Source organism: Variovorax sp. Varisp53 (assembly GCF_059491555.1).
In genome coordinates, this window is the sequence record NZ_CP168512.1 from 4,113,047 (window position 1) to 4,128,895 (window position 15,849).

At 64.0% G+C, this 15,849-nt stretch carries 14 protein-coding genes; 12 read left to right on the forward strand and 2 right to left on the reverse strand.

Going from position 1 to position 15,849, the window contains the following annotated elements; genetic code table 11:
• Nucleotides 1–134 precede the first annotated feature (134 nt).
• The 8 genes from ACEOAB_RS19280 (at nt 135) to ACEOAB_RS19315 (ending at nt 10,800) form a co-directional block, all read left to right on the forward strand.
• The gene (locus ACEOAB_RS19280; RefSeq protein WP_056590415.1) at nt 135–557 is read left to right on the forward strand and encodes a winged helix-turn-helix transcriptional regulator; all 423 of its coding nucleotides are present in this window, start codon (nt 135–137) and stop codon (nt 555–557) included.
• Nucleotides 558–641: 84 nt separating this feature from the next.
• Entirely contained in the window at nt 642–992 is a 351-nt protein-coding gene (locus tag ACEOAB_RS19285; protein WP_056590059.1) for an FKBP-type peptidyl-prolyl cis-trans isomerase, read from the forward strand.
• Between the two features lie 225 nt (nt 993–1,217).
• Nucleotides 1,218–1,793, forward strand: a complete 576-nt coding sequence (grpE, locus tag ACEOAB_RS19290) for a nucleotide exchange factor GrpE (RefSeq protein WP_082572003.1) — start codon at nt 1,218–1,220, stop codon at nt 1,791–1,793.
• 121 nt (nt 1,794–1,914) lie between these two features.
• Nucleotides 1,915–3,852, forward strand: coding sequence for a molecular chaperone DnaK (gene dnaK / locus ACEOAB_RS19295; RefSeq protein ID WP_056590052.1), 1,938 nt, complete (start codon nt 1,915–1,917; stop codon nt 3,850–3,852).
• 108 nt (nt 3,853–3,960) lie between these two features.
• Complete coding sequence (gene dnaJ / locus ACEOAB_RS19300; protein WP_007835135.1) at nt 3,961–5,100, forward strand: molecular chaperone DnaJ; 1,140 nt, start codon at nt 3,961–3,963, stop codon at nt 5,098–5,100.
• 916 nt (nt 5,101–6,016) lie between these two features.
• Nucleotides 6,017–7,939 carry a PrkA family serine protein kinase gene (locus ACEOAB_RS19305; protein WP_056590049.1) on the forward strand — a complete coding sequence of 641 codons (1,923 nt, stop codon included), beginning with the start codon at nt 6,017–6,019 and terminating at the stop codon, nt 7,937–7,939.
• A 48-nt stretch (nt 7,940–7,987) separates the two neighbouring features.
• Nucleotides 7,988–9,280 (forward strand): YeaH/YhbH family protein, encoded by a 1,293-nt coding sequence (locus ACEOAB_RS19310; protein WP_007835132.1) that lies wholly within the window; start codon nt 7,988–7,990, stop codon nt 9,278–9,280.
• The gene (locus tag ACEOAB_RS19315; RefSeq protein ID WP_413749323.1) at nt 9,277–10,800 is read left to right on the forward strand and encodes a SpoVR family protein; all 1,524 of its coding nucleotides are present in this window, start codon (nt 9,277–9,279) and stop codon (nt 10,798–10,800) included. Before ACEOAB_RS19310 ends, ACEOAB_RS19315 begins: the two co-directional genes overlap by 4 nt.
• Nucleotides 10,801–10,873: 73 nt before the next feature.
• Here ACEOAB_RS19315 and aroQ read toward each other — a convergent pair whose 3' ends face one another.
• Both aroQ and ACEOAB_RS19325 read right to left on the reverse strand, forming a co-directional pair.
• Nucleotides 10,874–11,314, reverse strand: a complete 441-nt coding sequence (gene aroQ, locus ACEOAB_RS19320) for a type II 3-dehydroquinate dehydratase (protein ID WP_007835124.1) — start codon at nt 11,312–11,314, stop codon at nt 10,874–10,876.
• Nucleotides 11,315–11,341: 27 nt separating this feature from the next.
• A complete protein-coding gene (locus ACEOAB_RS19325; RefSeq protein ID WP_413749324.1) occupies nt 11,342–12,313 on the reverse strand; it encodes a LysR family transcriptional regulator in 972 nt (323 codons plus the stop codon).
• Nucleotides 12,314–12,542: 229 nt separating this feature from the next.
• Here ACEOAB_RS19325 and ACEOAB_RS19330 point away from each other — a divergent pair, with 229 nt between their 5' ends.
• From ACEOAB_RS19330 to ACEOAB_RS19345, 4 genes are read left to right on the forward strand one after another with little or no spacing between them, the layout of a single operon-like run.
• Nucleotides 12,543–13,187, forward strand: coding sequence for a Rieske 2Fe-2S domain-containing protein (locus ACEOAB_RS19330; protein WP_413749325.1), 645 nt, complete (start codon nt 12,543–12,545; stop codon nt 13,185–13,187).
• 10 nt (nt 13,188–13,197) lie between these two features.
• Complete coding sequence (locus ACEOAB_RS19335; RefSeq protein WP_413749326.1) at nt 13,198–14,040, forward strand: aromatic ring-hydroxylating dioxygenase subunit alpha; 843 nt, start codon at nt 13,198–13,200, stop codon at nt 14,038–14,040.
• Nucleotides 14,037–14,687: a glutathione S-transferase family protein gene (locus ACEOAB_RS19340; RefSeq protein ID WP_413749327.1), complete on the forward strand. Its 651-nt coding sequence runs from the start codon at nt 14,037–14,039 to the stop codon at nt 14,685–14,687. Before ACEOAB_RS19335 ends, ACEOAB_RS19340 begins: the two co-directional genes overlap by 4 nt.
• 38 nt (nt 14,688–14,725) lie before the next feature.
• On the forward strand, nt 14,726–15,832 hold the full coding sequence (locus ACEOAB_RS19345; protein WP_056590032.1) for an S-(hydroxymethyl)glutathione dehydrogenase/class III alcohol dehydrogenase: 1,107 nt from the start codon (nt 14,726–14,728) through the stop codon (nt 15,830–15,832).
• Nucleotides 15,833–15,849: the final 17 nt, after the last annotated feature.

Below are 15,849 nucleotides of genomic sequence, written 5' to 3' on the forward strand. Positions count from 1 at the left end.
TAAAACTAGTAGCATCCTCATCATTTGCGCTATAGTCGCCGGCCAACGAGACGGTCCGTAACCCACCACAAGAACGCGAAGCATCGCCCTGCCCCAAGGTCGACGGCCCGCCCAGCTTCGAGGAGATGATGTCGATGAGTACCAAGGAAAACGCAGCCGTCAGCCAGCTGCTCGCCCTGCTCGAAGCCCGTTATGCACTGCGCGTGCTCTGGGCCCTGCGCGATGGCCACGCGCAGACTTTCCGGCTGCTGCAGGACAGCGTGGGCGGCATCACTCCCAACACGCTCAACACCCGCATCAAGGAACTGCGCGAGGCCGGCATCGTCGGCCACGGCAGCGACGGCTACAGCCTCACGCTGAGCGGGCAAGACCTGCTCAAGCGACTGTCCGACCTGCAGGCCTTTGCAGGCAAGTGGCAACTGGGGCAGCTCAAGAAGGCAGCAGCCCCGGCACCAGCCGCCGCCGCAGTTTCGCCAGCGGCCGCACCCGCTCCCGCCCCTGTGGCAGCCCCTGCTCCCACACCCGCGCCGCCCTCCGACGACACCAGCCAGACCTGAAGGACGACAGGCCGCCCTGCCCGGCCTCGGTAAACTCCGCGCCTTCGATCCATTGATCTCACATCGACGCAAGGAGCGTTTCCCATGCCCACCACCCCCTCCGGCCTGCAATACGAAGACACCGAAGTCGGCACCGGCGCCGAAGCCAAGGCCGGCCAGCATGTGCATGTGCACTACACCGGCTGGCTCTACAACGACGGCACGCAAGGCGCCAAGTTCGACTCCAGCCGCGACCGCAACGACCCCTTCGCGTTCTCGCTGGGCGCCGGCCAGGTCATCAAGGGCTGGGACGAAGGCGTCGCCGGCATGAAGATCGGCGGCAAGCGCACGCTGATCATTCCCGCATCGCTGGGCTACGGTGCCCGCGGCGCCGGCGGCGTGATCCCCCCGAACGCCACCCTGAAGTTCGACGTCGAGCTGCTCGACGCGCATTGAGGCTCGCCCCCAGGCTGCGCGGCACTTCGTGTCCGCTGCGCCAACCCCCTACCGGGGGCGACACCTGAGGCCCGGCGAAGCCGGTTCCTCGGTGTCCCTCGCGAAAACCACTTCGCGACCTGTATTACGGCCCTTTTGGCCGCATTTTTACGCTTGAAAAGCTTTAGAGCAGCCCCATGTGGCTGGCTATCGTTTGTTTTCCGGCGCACGCCGGTTCTTTGAAAAATGTCTGACCCGCAACAATCCGCACAGAATTCCCAAATGCTGCAAGGCGAGCCAAGCCCCGAAGAACTGGAGGCAGCGCAGGCCGCCAATGAAGCCGAGGCGCTCGACGCCCTGGCCGTGGCACAAGGCGAGCTCGCTGCCCTGCAGACCAAGAATGCCGAACTGGCCGACCAGTACCTGCGCGCGCAGGCCGACGTGCAGAACGCCCGCCGCCGCGCCGACGACGAGATCACCAAGGCCCGCAAGTTCGCCGTCGAGGCCTTTGCCGAGAGCCTGCTGCCGGTGACCGACAGCCTCGAAGCCGGCCTGGCCATCAAGGACGCCACGCCCGAGCAGATCCGCGAAGGCGCCGAAGCCACGCTGCGCCAGCTCAAGAGCGCGCTCGAACGCAACAAGGTGATCGAAGTGGCCCCTGCGCCCGGCACCAAGTTCGATCCGCACCAGCACCAGGCCATCTCGGTAGTGCCCGCTCCCGAGCAGGAACCCAACACCGTGGTGACCGTGCTCCAGAAGGGCTACACCATCAACGACCGGGTGCTGCGCCCGGCGCTGGTCACGGTCAGCGCGCCGAAGTAACCGCCAGCGGTCATCGGCACACAAGATTCCCACAGGAAATCCCCGCTTCATACCTTGAATCGCGACGGGTTATCCACAAGTTCATAACAACATATTTTTCAGGCTTTCAGGAGTAAAGAGCATGGCAAAGATCATCGGCATCGACCTCGGCACCACCAACTCGTGCGTGTCGATCATGGAAGGCAACACCACGCGTGTGATCGAGAACTCGGAAGGTGCGCGCACCACGCCGTCGATCGTCGCTTATCAGGAAGACGGTGAAGTGCTGGTCGGTGCCTCGGCCAAGCGCCAGGCAGTCACCAACCCCAAGAACACGCTGTACGCGATCAAGCGCCTGATCGGCCGCAAGTTCGAGGAAAAGGAAGTCCAGAAGGACATCGACCTGATGCCCTACACCATCGCCAAGGCCGACAACGGCGACGCATGGGTGGAAGTGCGCGGCAAGAAGATCGCCCCGCAGCAAGTCAGCGCCGACATCCTGCGCAAGATGAAGAAGACGGCCGAAGACTACCTCGGCGAAACCGTGACCGAAGCCGTGATCACGGTGCCGGCCTACTTCAACGATGCCCAGCGCCAAGCCACGAAAGACGCCGGCCGCATCGCGGGCCTCGACGTGAAGCGCATCATCAACGAACCCACCGCTGCTGCCCTGGCCTTCGGCCTCGACAAGCAGGACAAGGCCGACCGCAAGATCGCCGTGTATGACCTGGGTGGCGGTACCTTCGACGTGTCGATCATCGAGATCGCCGATGTCGATGGCGAGAAGCAGTTCGAAGTGCTGTCGACCAACGGCGACACCTTCCTAGGCGGCGAAGACTTCGACCAGCGCATCATCGACTACATCATTGCCGAGTTCAAGAAAGAGCAAGGCGTCGACCTGAGCAAGGACGTGCTGGCCCTGCAGCGCCTGAAGGAAGCCGCCGAAAAGGCCAAGATCGAGCTGTCGAACAGCGCGCAGACCGACATCAACCTGCCCTACATCACGGCCGATGCCTCGGGTCCGAAGCACCTGAACATCAAGCTCACCCGCGCCAAGCTGGAAAGCCTGGTCGACGAGCTGGTCGAGCGCACCATCGCGCCCTGCCGCCTGGCCATCAAGGACGCCGGCATCAGCGTGAGCGACATCAACGACGTGATCCTGGTCGGCGGCATGACCCGCATGCCCAAGGTGCAGGAAAAGGTGAAGGCCTTCTTCGGCAAGGAACCGCGCAAGGACGTGAACCCCGACGAAGCCGTGGCCGTCGGCGCCGCCATTCAAGGGCAAGTGCTCTCGGGCGATCGCAAGGACGTGCTGCTGCTCGACGTGACCCCGCTGTCGCTCGGCATCGAGACCATGGGCGGCGTGATGACCAAGATGATCACGAAGAACACCACGATCCCGACGAAGTTCGCGCAGACCTTCTCGACGGCCGAAGACAACCAGCCGGCCGTGACGATCAAGGTGTTCCAGGGCGAGCGCGACATCGCAGCGGGCAACAAGGCACTGGGCGAGTTCAACCTCGAAGGCATTCCGCCGGCATCGCGCGGCACGCCCCAGATCGAGGTGAGCTTCGACATCGACGCCAACGGCATCCTGCACGTCGGCGCGAAGGACAAGGGCACCGGCAAGGAAAACAAGATCACCATCAAGGCGAACTCGGGCCTGAGCGAGGACGAGATCCAGAAGATGGTGAAGGACGCCGAGCTCAACGCCGAAGACGACAAGAAGAAGCTCGAAATCGTGCAGGCGCGCAACCAGGGCGAGGCCATGGTGCACAGCGTGAAGAAGTCGCTGGGCGAACATGGTGCGAGCCTCGAAGCTGCCGAGAAGGAAGCGATCGAAGCCGCGATCAAGGATCTGGAAGAAGCCCTCAAGGGTGAAGACAAGTCGGCGATCGAGGAAAAGACCAACACGCTGATGACCGCGAGCCAGAAGCTCGGCGAGAAGATGTATGCCGAATCGCAGGCGGCCGCAGGTGCCTCGGGCGCATCGGGCCCGGCTGGCGCGGAAGCTGCTGCGCACGCGCAGGCCGACGACAACGTGGTCGACGCCGAAGTGAAGGAAGTCAAGAAGGGCTGATCTTCAGTCCATTGACCGAGGCTGGAACACCTGAAAGGGTGCTCCAGCCTTTCTCGCTTCAAGCTACCCGAGTTCCCGCTGCTCCCCTGATCCGCTGATCGACCTGCCATGGCCACCAAACGCGACTACTACGAAACCCTCGGCGTCCCCAAGAACGCGAGCGAGGATGAAATCAAGAAGGCTTATCGCAAGCTCGCGATGAAGCACCACCCCGACCGCAACCACGGCGACACTTCGAAGGAGGCCGAGGCCAAGTTCAAGGAGGTGAAGGAAGCCTACGAAATGCTGTCCGACGGACAGAAGCGCGCGGCCTACGACCAGTACGGCCATGCCGGCGTCGACCCCAACATGCGCGGCGGCCCGGGCGCAGAGGGCTTCGGCGGTTTCGCGGAAGCTTTCGGCGACATCTTCGGCGACGTGTTCGGTGGCGGCGGCCGCGGCCGCACCAGCAGCGGGCGCCAGGTGTTCCGCGGCAGCGACCTGAGCTACGCGATGGAGATCACGCTCGAGGAGGCTGCCGAAGGCAAGACCACCGAGATCCGCATCCCGACCTGGGACGAGTGCGACACCTGCCACGGCTCGGGCGCGAAGCCCGGCACCAAACCCATCACCTGCACCACCTGCCACGGCGCGGGCGCGGTGCAGATGCGCCAGGGCTTCTTCAGCGTGCAGCAGACCTGCCCCACCTGCCACGGCAGCGGCAAGATCATTCCCGAGCCCTGCACCGTGTGCCACGGCCAGGGCAAGATCAAGCGCAACAAGACGCTCGAAGTGAAGATCCGCGCAGGCATCGACGATGGCCAGCGCATGCGCGTGACCGGCAGCGGCGAGCCCGGTGTCAACGGCGGCCCGCCGGGCGACCTGTACATCGAGATCCGGCTCAAGAAGCACGAGATCTTCGAGCGCGACGGCGACAACCTCCACTGCGTCGTGCCTGTGAGCATGACCACGGCAGCGCTTGGCGGCGAGATCAACGTGCCCACGCTCAAGGGCGCGGCGGCCATCGACATTCCCGAAGGCACGCAAAGCGGCAAGCAGTTCCGCCTGCGTGGCAAGGGCATCAAGGGCGTGAACTCGAGCTACCCCGGCGACCTGTACTGCCACGTGCGCGTCGAAACGCCCGTGAAGCTCACCGAGCACCAACGCAAGGTGCTGAAAGAGCTCGACGAGTCGCTCAGGAAGGGCGGCGACAAGCACAGCCCGACCGACAAGGGCTGGTTCGACAAGGCGAAGGAATTCTTCAGTTGATCGCACGGCACACACCAGGCTTCCCCCACAGGAGCCTTGTGTTGTGCTGCGGACTGGCCGGCATGGCCAGTCTCATCTCATAGGCCGGTGAATCGACCGGACCCGCTCGGTTGAGCGGCGAGTACCGCATCGTCGACAAAGCCCGGGAGGGGCAGCCGCCCTCTTGAGCACCGAAGATGTGCAGGCCCTGCTGAAGGGCCAGGATCCCGCATCCGTCGCACTGCAGTGCGGCGCCTCGACCCGCTTTTTTCGTCTGCCATGTAGCACCGGGGACTTCATTCGGCAATGGCTTCATCGCCAGCACCGGTCACTTCCTGACCATTCTTCACACCGGGGTCTTCGAACTGGTGCACACAGGCCCCTGAAGCCGACGGCGAGCACAGGAACGGTGCGCAACACACCTCCGAGGAACATGCCGACTCCTCCCCAAGCCCGGCACCGACGTCAGTTCACGCAAGCCGCCTATCCCAAAGTGGCCCAGGGTTTGCTTTTATATTTTTTTTGGCTGAGCAATAAACCAAACGGCAGATCGCGCGTTATTGCAACAGGAGCGCCTGTTTTTTTTGAGCCTCGAAGCTCAATAGGCGATTTTTTCCCGGAGAAAAGGCAAAAACGGACGATGGCCATCCGGCATAGGTGTTTTCACCCGGAGAGAATTAGGAACGCGAGCCTTTGAATTTAACTGAAATCCGAAAAGTAGTTCCTTGTTTTTTGTGGAACTTTACTTGCCGGTGTGGTTCTGAATTTACAAATGATTTGCCAGGTTCAATCTTTGCTTTATGCTGATTGTTAGCAGATTGTAGTAAGGGAGTTTTCCGCGGCATGCAGCCATGGGCAGGCAACCTTTAAGTGTTGCACAAGGCCTTTGCTGCAAGCCATCGGGCCAAAAGCCCACAGACTTGATGGAGGCGTGACCATGGATGTGATCAGCAACTTTGCCGCCCGCTACGAGCGCACCCGCGAGGAAGTCATCTCGCTGCAGGACTACCTGGACATCTGCAAGCGCGATCCCACGGCCTATGCCACCGCGTCGGAGCGCATGCTCAAGGCCATCGGCGATCCCGAGCTGGTCGACACGCGCAACGACCCCCGCCTTTCGCGCATCTTCGCGAACAAGGTCATCAAGATCTATCCGGCGTTCAAGGAGTTCTATGGCATGGAAGACGCCATAGAACAAGTGGTGTCCTATTTCCGCCACGCCGCCCAGGGGCTGGAAGAAAAGAAGCAAATCCTTTACCTGCTGGGTCCGGTCGGTGGCGGCAAGAGCTCGATCGCCGAGCGCCTGAAGCAGCTCATGGAGCACGTGCCCTTCTACGCGATTCAGGGTTCGCCGGTCAACGAATCCCCGCTCGGCCTCTTCGACTCGATCGAGGACGGCGAGATCCTTGAAAAGGAATACGGCATTCCACGCCGTTACCTGAACCGAATTCTCTCGCCCTGGGCCGTCAAGCGGCTCGAGGAGTACGGTGGCGACATCCGCCAGTTCAAGGTCGTCAAGCGCTTCCCGTCCGTGCTGCGGCAGATCGCCGTCGCCAAGACCGAGCCCGGCGACGAGAACAACCAGGACATCTCCTCGCTGGTCGGCAAGGTCGACATCCGCAAGCTCGAGACCTATGCCCAGGACGATCCGGACGCGTATGCCTACTCCGGCGGCCTGTGCCTCGCGAACCAGGGCCTGCTGGAGTTCGTGGAAATGTTCAAGGCACCCATCAAGGTGCTCCACCCGCTGCTGACCGCCACGCAGGAAAGCAACTTCAAGGGCACGGAAGGCTTCGGCGCCATCCCGTTCGACGGCATCGTGCTCGCGCACAGCAACGAGAGCGAGTGGAAGGCCTTCCGCAACAACAAGAACAACGAGGCTTTCCTCGATCGCATCTACATCGTCAAGGTGCCGTACTGCCTGCGCGCCTCGGAAGAAATCAAGATCTACGAGAAGCTGGTGCGCAACTCGTCGCTGGCCCAGGCGCCCTGCGCCCCCGGAACGCTGCGCATGATGGCCCAGCTCTCGGTGCTCACGCGCCTGAAGGAGCCCGAGAACTCCAGCACCTTCAGCAAGATGCAGGTGTACGACGGCGAGAACCTCAAGGACACCGACCCCAAGGCCAAGTCGATCCAGGAGTACCGCGACTACGCGGGCGTCGACGAGGGCATGAGCGGCGTCTCCACGCGCTTCGCCTTCAAGATCATCTCTAAGGTCTTCAACTTCGACAGCTCCGAAGTGGCCGCGAACCCGGTGCACCTGATGTACGTGCTCGAACAGCAGATCGAGCGCGAGCAGTTCGCGCCGGAGGTCGAGCAGAAGTACATCAGCTACATCAAGGAACTGCTGGCGCCGCGCTATGCCGAGTTCATCGGCAAGGAGATCCAGACTGCCTACCTCGAGAGCTACAGCGAGTATGGCCAGAACATCTTCGACCGGTATGTGACCTACGCCGACTACTGGATCCAGGACCAGGAGTTCCGCGACGTGGACACCGGCGAAGTCTTCGACCGCGCATCGCTCAATGCCGAACTCGAGAAGATCGAGCGGCCGGCAGGCATCGGCAACCCAAAGGACTTCCGCAACGAGATCGTCAACTTCGTACTGCGCGCGCGAGCTGGCAACGCGGGGCGCAACCCGGCGTGGACCAGCTACGAAAAACTGCGTTCGGTGATCGAGAAGAAGATGTTCTCCAATACCGAAGAGCTTCTGCCGGTGATCAGCTTCAATACCAAGAGCAGCGCCGACGAGCAGAAGAAGCACGAAGACTTCGTGACCCGCATGGTCGAGAAGGGCTATACGGCCAAGCAGGTTCGCCTGCTCTGCGAGTGGTACCTGCGAGTGCGCAAGAGTTCATAACGACGACCCTTCGTTCGTCCTCTTTTTGCAAGGAGCTCTGAAACCATCGTGGCCATCCTGCAGCAGATCATCGACCGCCGGCTATCGGGCAAGAACAAGTCCATTGGCAACCGCGAGCGCTTCCTCCGGCGCTACAAGGGGCAGATCCAGGAAGCGGTGAGGCGCGCCGTCAGCGGCCGCAACATCCGCGAACTGGAGCAAGGCGAAGATGTGACCCTGCCGCGCCACGATGTGTCCGAACCGGTGTTCGGGCACGCGCGCGGCGGCGACCGCGAATACGTGCATCCGGGCAACCAGGAGTACCTGAAGGGCGACCGCATCAAGCGCCCCGAAGGAGGGAGCAGCAGCGGCTCCGGCAGCGGCGAGGCCGGCGACAGCGGCGAAGGCGAGGACGATTTCGTCTTCCGCCTGACGCGCGAAGAGTTCATGCGCGTGTTCTTCGACGACCTCGCTCTGCCGCACCTCATCCGCACGCAGATCGCCGACGTGCCCGAGTGGAAGAGCCACCGGGCCGGCTTCACGAGCGACGGCTCGCCCAACAACCTGCACGTGGTGCGCTCGATGCGCGGCGCGCTCGCCCGCCGCATCGCGCTGGGCGGCGAGCCTCGCAAGGAGCTCAAGCGCCTCGAAGCGCACCTCGAACACCTGAAGCAGCACCCGCAGGCCGACCAGGCGCTCATCCAGAAGGAAATACGCGAGACCGAAGAGCAGATAGCCGAGCTGCGCCGCACCATGCGGCACGTGCCCTACATCGACCCCATCGACCTGCGCTACCGCAACCGCGTGAAGACGCCCGTGCCCAGCGCCAAGGCCGTGATGTTCTGCCTGATGGACGTGTCGGGCTCGATGGACGAAGCGCGCAAGGACATGGCCAAGCGCTTCTTCATGCTGCTCTACATGTTTCTCACGCGGCACTACGAGACCATCGACCTCGTGTTCCTGCGCCATCACACGCAGGCGCAGGAGGTGACGGAAGAAGAGTTCTTCCACGCCACGGAAACCGGCGGCACCGTGGTGTCGAGCGCGCTGGTGCTGATGGACGAGATCATCAAGGCACGCTATCCGAGCGGAGAATGGAACGTGTACGGCGCGCAGGCCAGCGACGGCGACAACTGGCACCAGGACAGCGGCCGCTGCCGCGAGCTGCTGGTCAACGACATCCTGCCCGTGGTGCGCTATTACGCCTACGTGCAGGTGGCCGAGACCGAGCAGAACCTGTGGCAGGAATACCAGCAGCTCGAAGGCGTCGAGCCCAACTTTGCGATGCGCAAGGTGTCGGACGCGCAAGACATCTACCCGGTGTTCCGCGACCTGTTCAAGAAGGAAGGGGTGGCATCATGATCACCGAACGAGTGCTAGACCGCCTGCCCAGCCCTTCCGACTGGACCTTCGAACTCATCGAGACCTACCACACCGAGATCGCCCTTACCGCCAAGGGCTACGGCCTCGACGTGTACCCGAACCAGCTCGAAGTCATCACCGCCGAGCAGATGATGGACGCCTACGCCAGCGTGGGCATGCCCATGATCTACCGCCACTGGTCGTACGGCAAACAGTTCATCTCGACCGAGAAGAACTACAAGCGCGGCCACATGGGGTTGGCCTACGAGATCGTCATCAACTCCGATCCGTGCATCGCCTACCTGATGGAAGAGAACACCATGGCCATGCAGGCCCTGGTGATCGCGCACGCGGCCTACGGCCACAACAGTTTCTTCAAGGGCAACTACCTGTTCCGGATGTGGACCGACGCCTCGTCCATCATCGATTACCTGGTATATGCGCGGCACTACATCGCCGAGTGCGAGGAGCGCCACGGCCTCGATGCGGTGGAAGAACTGCTCGACTCCTGCCATGCGCTGATGAACTACGGCGTCGACCGCTATCGGCGTCCGCAGAAGCGTTCGCTGGCGCAGGAAAGCATCCAGCGCGCCGACCGCGAACGCCACATGCAGCAGCAGGTGAACGACCTCTGGCGCACGCTGCCCCGGCGGGCCGAGCAAGCGGCCGAGTCCGATGCAGCGCGGCGCTTTCCGTCGGAGCCGCAGGAGAACCTGCTCTACTTCATCGAGAAGAACGCCGCGCTGCTCGAACCCTGGCAGCGCGAGGTGGTGCGCATCGTGCGCAAGATCGCACAGTACTTCTATCCGCAGCGCCAGACGCAGGTCATGAACGAAGGCTGGGCCACCTTCTGGCACTACACGCTGCTCAACACAATGTACGACCGCGGCCAGCTGGCGGACGGCTTCATGATGGAGTGGCTCAGCTCGCACACGGGCGTGATCTTCCAGCCGCCGGTGGGCCACCGCGCCTACAGTGGCATCAACCCCTATGCCCTCGGCTTCGCGATGATGACCGACCTGCGCCGCGTGTGCGAGAAGCCGACCGAGGAAGACCGCCGCTGGTTCCCCGATTTCGCGGGCACCGACTGGGTCAAGACGCTCGACTACGCGATGCGCAACTTCAAGGACGAGAGCTTCATCGGCCAGTTCCTGAGCCCGAAGACGATGCGCGACTTCCGCCTGTTCTCGATCCGCGACTACCAGAGCGAGGCCGAGCTCGAGGTGTCCGCCATCCACGACGACAGCGGCTACCACGCATTGCGCGAATCGCTCTCACGCCAGTACGACATCAGCAGCCGCGAACCCGACATTCAGGTGTGGAGCGTGGCCACGCGCGGCGACCGCTCGCTGACGCTGCGCCACACGCAGCGCAACAACCTGCCCCTGCACGACGGGGCGGAAGAAGTGCTGAAGCACGTCGCGCGGCTCTGGGGTTTCGACGTGCACCTGGAAAGCATCGACAGCGCCGGGCGCATCAGCCGCAGCTGGAAGGCCGCGGCGCCCAAGCAGCAGTATTAAGCCAACCCCCTTGCAGGGGGCAACACCAGCGGCCTGGCAAAGCCGGTTTCGCGGTGTTCCGCGAAAACTCCCCTCAGGGAACCAAGGCCGCGATAGCAAGCGTGTAGCCCTTCACGCCCAGCCCCACGATGATCCCGCGCGCCGCAGGCGAGATGTACGACTTGTGCCGAAACTCCTCGCGCGCATGCACGTTCGAGATGTGCAGTTCGATCAGCGGCACGCTCGCGCCCTTGATCGCATCGTGCAGCGCGATCGAGGTGTGCGTGTAGGCACCGGGGTTCATCACTACGCCGAGCATGTTGCCGGCAGCAACTTCACGGCCGGCTTCCTGGATCCAGTCGACCAGCACGCCTTCGTGGTTCGACTGGCGGCATTCGATCTCGACGCCGAGCTTCGCGCCCGTGTCCTTGCACAGGCGCTCGACATCGGCCAGCGTGTCGCGTCCGTACTGTTCGGGCTCGCGAGTGCCGAGCAGGTTGAGATTGGGGCCGTTGAGGACGAGTATTTTCTTCATGATGGATGAGGCGTCAGGCGACCTCCATTATGGTCTCGCGACCGCCCGGGGCGGCCTGGCTGCGGACGAGCCGACGTAGTAGTTGTACGAATCGATGTCGACCACGCAGCGCGCCATGAGATCGACGAACGCCCGCAGCTTCTGCCCCATGTAGCGCTGCCGCTGGAAGGCGCAGTAGATGCGCCGCGGCTCCGGCTGCCATTGCGGCAACACCGGCACCAGCACGCCCTGCGCCACTTCGGGCCGGGCGAAAAAGGCTGGCAGCAACGCGATGCCGAAGCCGTCGATGCAGAAGGTCTTCATCACCCAGTGGTCGTTGGTCTCGAAAGCCGGCTCCGGGCGAAACGCATAGCTGCCCGACGCGCCCGACACCAGCAGCACCTGGGATGGCCCTGAGCCCTCCTTCATCACGATCGACCGATGGCGCAGCAGCTCGTCGGGCGCCTGTGGCGTGCCCTGCCGTTCCAGGTACTGCGGGCTCGCATAGAGGCCGTAATTCAGCCGCCCAAGCAGCTTGGCAACGAGGTTCGGCACATCGGGCGGCTCCGAGCAGACATAGCAGTCCACCTCGCCGATCTGCGGCGCGTTCAGGCGGCTCGCCACGTCGAGGTGGCAGCGCACGTTGGGGTGCGATTCGAGGAACAGCTTCACCACATGGCAGACGAAGGAGGTGCTGAACTGGGTATCGGACAGCAGCGACAGGCTGCCCGAGACGCCGGCCGTGATCTCCTGGATTTCGGTGCACGCCGTTTCCAGCCGGCCCGTCACCTCGTCGAGCAGTCCTTCGCAGCGCGCGAAGAACGCGCGCCCCGCCTCGGTCGGCGCGACGCTGCGCGAACTGCGCATCAGCAGTTGCGCACCCAGCAGTTCCTCCAGCCGCGTGAGCTGGCGGCTCAGCGTGGCCTTGGACACGCCCGACAGGCTCTCGGCCTTCGTCAGGCTGCCGCTCTGCACGACGAGCACGAAGGCTTCGATCAGCGCGAGATCGATGCGGCTCATGCGGGCCAGCGTTTCAGGAATGAAAAGTTGCGTCTCGGCATTTGGCTTTCATCAGGGGAACAGAAACGGTAGGTTCGGTGCTTGCTGGCGGCACACCGAATGCTATGCCATCCCCACCGAGCCCCGAGCTCCCACGACTGGAGAAAACCCCGATGCACAGCGCTACCCGACGTACCCTGCTTTCAACCGGGGCAACATGACGAATCCACACGCTTGCACCTGGCATCCAGTGGAACCCTCCGCCGGCGTGCGCGCCGGCGCCAACATCGTCGCCGGCTTCGCGGAAGGCCAGGAACTCGCGCTCTGGCGCTCGGCCGACGGCGCCGCCCAGGCGTGGGAAAACCGGTGCCCGCACCGCAGCGTGCGCCTCACGCTCGGCCGGGTGATCGAAAACCGCCTCTCCTGCGCCTACCACGGCTGGCAGTACGCCGCGGGCAGCGGACAGTGCACCCACATTCCGGCCCACCCGGCCATGCAGGCGCCGCGCAACGTCTGCGCCAAGGTGTTCGCCGCGGTGGATGCCGCGGGCATGCTGTGGGTCAACCTTGCGCAAGACATCTCGGCTGCGCCGCCGTCGCTGGCCGGCGCCGTACCGGCCGGCTGGCACTTTTGCCGCACGCTGACCGTCCGCGCCGGCGCGCAGGCCGTGCGCGAAGCCCTCGCACGGCAGGGCTTCGCCATCGACGCTGGGTCGGGTGCCTGGCAGGGCACGCTCAACGAGGTGAAGACCGTCGCGCTGCTGCTCGAAGCGCAGCCCCGGCTCACCTTCGTCCACCTGTGGACAGAGGCCGCCCCCGGCTCCAGCGCGATGAAGACGCTGCACGCGGCCGCGCGGAACCTGCGCTCCGAGTTCGAAGCACAACCACAAGGCTGAAGGAACCACCATGCCCTTCGTCACAGACGATCCCAACATGCTCGACGACTGGCTGGTCGTCGGGCCTGCCGCGCCCATGCCCCGGACGACCCGCCTGCTGGGCGAAACCGTGCAACTCTGCACCGATGCCGATGGCACGCCTCACTGCCGCCTCGGCGACCGGCCGCTCGCCGCGCAGTCGCGGTACGGCTATCTCTGGGTCTGCCCGAGCGGCCGCCCCGCGCGTCCCCTCTTCGAGTTTCCGGAATACGCCGAGCCCGGCCGCCGCATCGTCGACTGCGGCGGCATCGGCGTGGCGGTGTCGGGGCTGCGCGTGATCGAGAACTTTCTCGACATGGCGCACTTTCCCTTCGTGCACGCCGACTACCTCGGCAAGGTGCCGCACACCGAGGTGGCGCAATACGAGGTGCAGGTCGATCCCGGCACCGGCGAGATCTGGGCCACCGACTGCCGCTTCTGGCAGCCGCGCGCCTCGGCCGCGCACGATTCGGGCAGCGAGGTGTTCTACAAGTACCGCGTGATGCAGCCCTTCTCGGCCATGCTCTACAAGTCGAGTTTTCGCGCGGGCGAACTCGACGCGATCGGCCTCTTCCTGCAGCCCGTCGACGACGAACACGTGATCGCCCACACCGTCCTCGCCTGCTACGACGAAGACTCCACCAATGCCGAGCTCATCGCCTTCCAGCACACCATCTTCGGCCAGGACAAGCCGATCCTCGAGAACCATGCCTTCAAGCGTATGCCGCTCGAAGGCCGCGCCGAGACACCGACGCGCGGCGACACCTCCTCCGTCACCTACCGGCGCTGGTTGCGCGAGCGCGGCATGCGCTTCGGCGTGAGGGCAGCGGCATGACGACGACGATCAAGCTCTACGACTACCCGCTGTCGGGCAACTGCTTCAAGGTGCGGCAGATGCTGGCTTGGCTGGGCATCGCGTACGACACGGTGCCGGTCGATTTCTTTCCGGGACGCGAACACAAGTCCGCCGCGTTCATTGCAAACGTCAACCCGCTCGGCCAGCTCCCGGTGCTCGACGACGACGGCTTCCTGCTGCGCGATGCGCAAGCCATCCTTGTGTACCTCGCAAGCTTCTACGACACGCAAGGCCGGTGGTATCCCTGCGACGCGAAGCTGCGCGGCCAGATCGCGATGTGGCTCGCCACCGCCGACGAGATCACGCGCACGGCATCGGCCGCGCGGCTGCACGATGCGCTCGGCTATCACCACCTCGACATCGAGGCCTGCCGCAGCGGCGCGCGCGCAGTGTTCCGCATGCTCGACGACCATCTCGCCGAACAGGCGAGCGCCGGGCTGCACTGGCTGGCCTCGGCACCCGATCCGACCGTTGCCGACCTTGCCTGCTTCCCGTATGTCGCGCTCGCCGGCGAGGGCGGCATTTCGCTCGACGAGTTTCCCGCGCTGCGAAACTGGGTCTGGGATTTCCGCCACCTGCCCGGGTTCATCGGCATGTCGGGTATCTTCCCTGCTGGCCCTGCCTGAGAATCCTCATCCATCCCCGCTTCTGAAGACCGAACACCATGAAAACCAAAGCCGCCGTCGCCTGGAAATCCGGAGCCCCACTCACCATCGAAACCGTGGACCTCGAAGGCCCGAAGTTCGGCGAGGTGCTCGTCGAGATCAAGGCCACCGGCATCTGCCACACCGACTACTACACCCTCTCGGGCGCCGACCCCGAAGGCATCTTCCCGGCCATCCTCGGCCATGAAGGCGCGGGCATCGTGGTCGACGTGGGCCCCGGCGTCACCACGCTCAAGAAGGGTGACCACGTCATCCCGCTCTACACGCCCGAATGCCGCCAGTGCAAGTTCTGCCTGAGCCGCAAGACCAACCTGTGCCAGCTGATCCGCGGCACGCAGGGCAAGGGCCTGATGCCCGATGCCACCTCGCGCTTCAGCCTCGACGGCAAACCCATCTTCCACTATATGGGCACCTCGACCTTCAGCAACTACACGGTCGCGCCCGAGATCTCGCTGGCCAAGATCCGCGAGGATGCGCCCTTCGACAAGGTCTGCTACATCGGCTGCGGTGTCACCACCGGCATCGGCGCGGTGATCTTCACGGCCAAGGTGGAAGCCGGCGCCAACGTGGTGGTGTTCGGCCTCGGCGGCATCGGGCTGAACGTGATCCAGGGCGCGAAGATGGTGGGCGCCGACAAGATCATCGGCGTCGATCTGAACCCCGAGCGTGAGGCCATGGCGCGCAAGTTCGGCATGACGCACTTCATCAACCCGAAGGACACCGAGAACGTCGTCGACGCCATCGTGCAGCTGACCGACGGCGGCGCCGACTACAGCTTCGAGTGCATCGGCAACACCAAGGTGATGCGCCAGGCGCTCGAGTGCACGCACAAGGGCTGGGGCCGCAGCATCATCATCGGCGTGGCCGAGGCGGGTGCGGAGATCAGCACCCGTCCGTTCCAGCTGGTCACCGGCCGCAAGTGGGAAGGCTCGGCCTTCGGCGGTGCGCGCGGACGCACCGACGTGCCGAAGATCGTCGACTGGTACATGGAAGGCAAGATCGACATCGACAGCCTCATCACGCACACCATGCCGCTGGAAGACATCAACAAGGGCTTCGATCTGATGAAGCGCGGCGAGTCCATCCGCGGCGTCGTCCTTTACTAAGACCGCTGGAGGCACCG